At 63.4% G+C, this 4,812-nt stretch carries 2 protein-coding genes; both read left to right on the top strand.

Translation table 11 applies throughout. The annotated features are described in order from the left end of the window. Positions 1-1,914: DUF2345 domain-containing protein (locus NCT04_RS34020; protein ID WP_250470225.1), on the top strand; the 1,914-nt coding region annotated here is incomplete at its 5' end. Between the two features lie 46 nt (positions 1,915-1,960). Next, the coding region (locus NCT04_RS34015) for a DUF6531 domain-containing protein (RefSeq protein WP_250470218.1) at positions 1,961-4,812 on the top strand (2,852 nt) is incomplete at its 3' end.

Here is a 4,812-nt window from a genome sequence, read left to right as displayed (position 1 = left end):
GAAGCGCGTTTGCGCCATGAGGCGGCGCTCTCGCAGCAAATCAGGTTCGACGGCAAAAGCACCAACCACGACCTGCATGCCGGGCTCGTGGTGCGGGTTGACGAGACGTTGCCGGACGCGCCGCATGGCTTGCTGATGACCGAGGTCATTCACGAAGCAAGCCGCGAGCGGGATTACTTCAACTCGTTCAAGGCGATTCCGTGCGACCGGCCTTATCGTCTACCGCTTGACGAAGCGAACTGGCCCAAGATCGCCGGCACGCTCTCGGCGCGCATTACCACGCGCAGTGAAACAGAGTACGCCCAGCCCAATGCGCAAGGCCATTACACGGTGCGCTTTGACTTCGACTTCGATGACTGGCCGCAAGGTGGCGAAAGCGTACCGCTACGCTTGGCCAAGCCGTTCGCCGGGGCGAACCAGACGGGCTTTCACTTTCCGCTGTTGCGCGAGACGGAGGCCGGCGTCGCGTTTATCGGAGGCGACCCCCGGTTCCCCTACATCGCCCATGTCCATCATCACAGTCAGGCAACCGACCTCGTGATCGGGCGCGACGGCTGGGACACGCGCAACGTCATGCGCACAAGCAGCAATAACAAGCTCAGGCTGGAAGACGAACGCGGCAAGGAAGGCATCAAGCTCTCGACCGAGTACGGCGGCAAGACCCAGTTGAACATGGGCTATCTGGTCGATTCCGAGAGAAAGAAGCGCGGCGAAGGATTCGAACTGCGCTCGGACGATTGGGGTTCGTTGCGCGGCGGCAAGGGTCTGTTCCTGAGCGCTGACAAACAGCCGCGTGCAGGCGCTCAGGCGCTCGATATGTCGGCCGCGCTCGCGCAATTGCAGACGGCACAAGCGCGCATGCAAAGTCTTTCCGAAGCGGTCAAGAAGGCACAAGCCGTGGTCGCCGACTGCGAGGCACAGAAGACGCTTCTTGAAACGCAACTCAAGGACTTGCAGCAGGCGGTCCTGCTGGCGTCGGCTCCGCATGGTGTGGCGCTCACGAGCGGCGAGCACATGCAGTTCTCGGCGGCCGGGCATCTGTTCACCACCACGGGCGGCAATGCCGACGCGGCGATCGGTGGCAATTACACGGTCGCGGCGGGCAATGCGGTGTCGCTCTTCGCGAACACGCAGGGCGTCAAAGTCACCGCCGCGGAAGGCAAGGTGGACGTACAGGCGCAAGGCGATGCACTCAATCTCGCCGCGCTCAAGGGCGTGACGATCGCAAGCACCGAGGACGCCATCACGCTCACCGCCAAGACCGCACTGACGCTCTACTGCGGTGGCTCATACGTCAAGCTGACCAATACGGGCGTGGAGATAGGCAGCCCCCACGACATCCTGCTGAAGGGGCCGATGCATATCGGCAAGTCGGCAACCAAACAGAACGCGTTGCCGTTGATGCCCAAGCAGGAGCCGGTCGGCATGCAGTTATGGCACGCCTATCCCAACGGCCAGCCAGTGAAGAACGCATGGTATCGGGTCGGCTTCCCGGACGGTTCGTCGCGCACAGGAAAGCTCGATGAAAACGGGCGCGGGATGCTGACTGACGTCCCGCGCGGGGGCGGTCATATCCAGTACTTCGAGGATGGTTACGGCTTGCAAAGCGACAAGCGCAAGTGGGCGCAGCCGAAGAACGCGCCGCAAACACCAACGGACCCGAGCACGCCTGGTGAGACCGAAGCCGCACCGCCAAGCTTGACGGGCGCGGCCATGGCGAGCGCCGCGCAGGCGCTCACTCAGGCAGCAGCTCCGCCAGCGCTTCAAGCGCTCGCCTCGCAGGTGCCCGCCTTGGCGCGTGCCGCCGTCTCGGGCGGCGCAAGCGCGGCGGCGCAGACGGCCGTTCGCACCGCGGCGAGTTCGGCAGAGCACGCGCCGATGCCGAGTCTTGCCAAGTCGCTGACTTCGACCTGACCCGCCGCCCAACCTCATAGTCAACACAACAACAACGAACAGAAACATGGCAGCAACGGACACACCCGCAGCACCCGCCCCGCGTCAAATACCGCAAGGCATTAAACAGAACGCTGAAGAACGGCGGCGCATCAGTTACGACATCACGCCCGCGAATCCCGCGCCGAAGACGACGCCGAACCTGACGCAGTTGGGCATCGAATCGGTCGAGAATCACAGCCACGAGATATTCGTTCAGTGCCTCTACATGTTGCCGGTGGTCGGCAACGCGATGTCGCTGTACGACGTCGGGACCGACATCTATGGCATTTGCAGCAGCGCCGAGAAGGCCAGTAGCCTGACGAGCTGGGGCATTCTCGCCATTGACGCTATCGGCGTGATTCCGGCGGCGGGCAATGCCAGCCGGCCGATGCGCGCGGTCGTCAAGGAAGTCCTCCTTGCCTTTGCCAAGGGCGCGGCGGCCTCCGTGCTGGTTGACCTGTTCTGGGCGACGGCGGGCGGCGACGCGGTCGCGTTCATGGAGAAACTCGATCAGAAGCTCACGCAGTGGCGCGAAGAAATCTCGCGCGGCATCTCCGACGCATCGCGCATGGTGCGCCGCTTTGTCGAGAATCCGGTCTCGGCGGCTGAACAAATGGGCCGCATCAAGCACAACGAGGGCTTTTTGTCGTGGGTCCCGTCCGGGGAGACGATCGCGCTGCACGGCATCGATCAGTTGCTGAAGGTATCCGGCCAGCGCACGACCATTCTTAAGTGGCTCGATGAATTCGACCGCAATCGCGACGCCATGCTCAGGCGCGCGTTCGGCGATGCGGCGACGGCAGGTTCGTTGATCTTCATGGCCGCGCAGATTGGCGAGGAGATCAAGTTCCGCAAGGCACGCAGCACGCCCTCGCATGTTGCGCACGCCGCCCCCGGCACGATGCACGAACCGCACGTCAAGCCCGGCACGCATACCGAGCACACGCAGAAAGGAGCGAAGGCGAGCGACGTGCCCGCTAAGGACGGCTGCGGCTGCCCCGTTACCAAGACCGGCAAACCCGTCGACCTCGTGATGGGTGACGAGAACCTCGAACAAACCGACTTTGCGCTCGACGGCGTCGCGCCGATCGTGTGGACGCGGCGCTATCGGTCAAGCCTTGCCGCTTACGACGACAGCGCGCTCGGCGCACGCTGGACGAGTCCGTATCACCTCTCGCTCGAACAGCGCGACGGCGTGCTTACGTTCTTCGACCCGGACGCGCGCGCCGTGCCCTTGCCGAAAGTTGCGATCGGCGATTCGGTCGAGGTGCCGACGGAACAGTTGACGGTGAGCCGTCCAAATGCGCGCAGCGTGGAGCTTGCCTATGCGGACGGATCGCGCGAACGTTACGAACAGAGCCGCACCCTTGCTGGTTCACGTTATCGGCTTATCTCTCGCATAGGCCGCGATGGCCTCGGTCTGACCTTGTCCTACAACTCTAAGGACGAACTGACGGGCATGACGGACGGCGCGGAGAACACGATCCGCATCGACTACGAGAACGGGCGCGTCGCGGTTATCTACCGGATCGGGTTGCTCGGGAGCGCGGACGAAGCAATCGCCCGCTATGCCTATAGTCCCGAGGGCGACCTGACCGAGCACCGCGACGTGCTCGGCTACGTGCGCAAGTACGTCTATCAGCATCACCTGCTCACGCGCTATACCGACTTCAACGGCAACCCGGCCAACCTCGAATGGGACGCCCGTGGCGCAGACGCGCACACGTCCGCGCAAGCGCGCTGCGTGCGCACATGGATTGCCAAGGACGAGGTGATCGACCGGGAGATAAATATCCATGAGCTCGCACCGAAGCAAGACACGCGTTTCGAGTACCACCGCGAGCACTGGTACACCAAGGTCACGGACGGCGAGGGCAACAGCACGATTCACCGCTACGACCAACATAACCGTATCGTGCTGGTCGAGCATCCCGATGGCACGAGTGAATCGTTTAACTGGAGCGAGAACAACCAGCTCGTCAGCATGAAGAACGCGCTGGGGCAAATTCAGCGCTTCGAGTATGACGGTCAGGGGCGCGTCACGGCCGTGACCGACGCGCTCTCGATGACCACGCGCACCGAGTACAACGCCGCTGGTCTGCCGGTCAAAGTAACCGACGCCATCGGCGACGTGACGACGACCGATTATGACGCGCTCGGGCGGCCCATGTCCGTCACCGATCCGGCCGGCCGCACCACGCAATACGCTTGGAACAGCAAGGGGCGCCTGACCGCGCTGACCGACCCCAAGGGCGGCGTGAAGCAGTTCAGCTATGACGCTGCGGGACGGCTGACCCAAGCGACGGACTGTTCGAACAACGCGACGCATTACGGCTACGACGAACGCGGCTATCTCTCACACATAACCGACGCCGAAGGCCATGAAACCCGCTACCGGCGTGACGCGCGCGGGCAGATCAAGACCATCACACGCGCCGATGGCGTCGAGGAACAGTTTCGCTGGGACGGCAACGGCAACCTCGTTGCTTACCGCGATGGCGCGGGCGTTGAAACGCTGTATTGGTACGACGCGCTAAATCAGTTGAGCGTGCGCCAAACCGACGTGAAAGGCGACGATTGGGGCCGCGTCGCGTACCGCTACGACAAGCAGGGGCGGCTAACCACGCTGAACAACGAGAACCACGAATCTACCGAGTTTCGTTATGACGCGCTCGGTCAGGTCATCGAGCAGACGGGGTTCGACGGGCGCAGCGTCGCCTATGCGTGGGACGATGCCGGGCGGCTGGTGGCATCGACTGAAGCCGGCGTCGAGACGCGCTACGAGCGCGACCCGATGGGACGGCTCACCGCGCGCACGATCGGCAAGCAAGCGACCGAGAGTTTTTATTACGACGCGCGCGGGCGGCTCGCGACCGC

It is taken from the genome of Caballeronia sp. GAFFF2, assembly GCF_023631485.1.
Lineage (GTDB): Bacteria > Pseudomonadota > Gammaproteobacteria > Burkholderiales > Burkholderiaceae > Caballeronia.
Note: the sequence above shows the minus strand (reverse complement) of the source record. Positions and strands in the feature narration are given on the sequence as shown.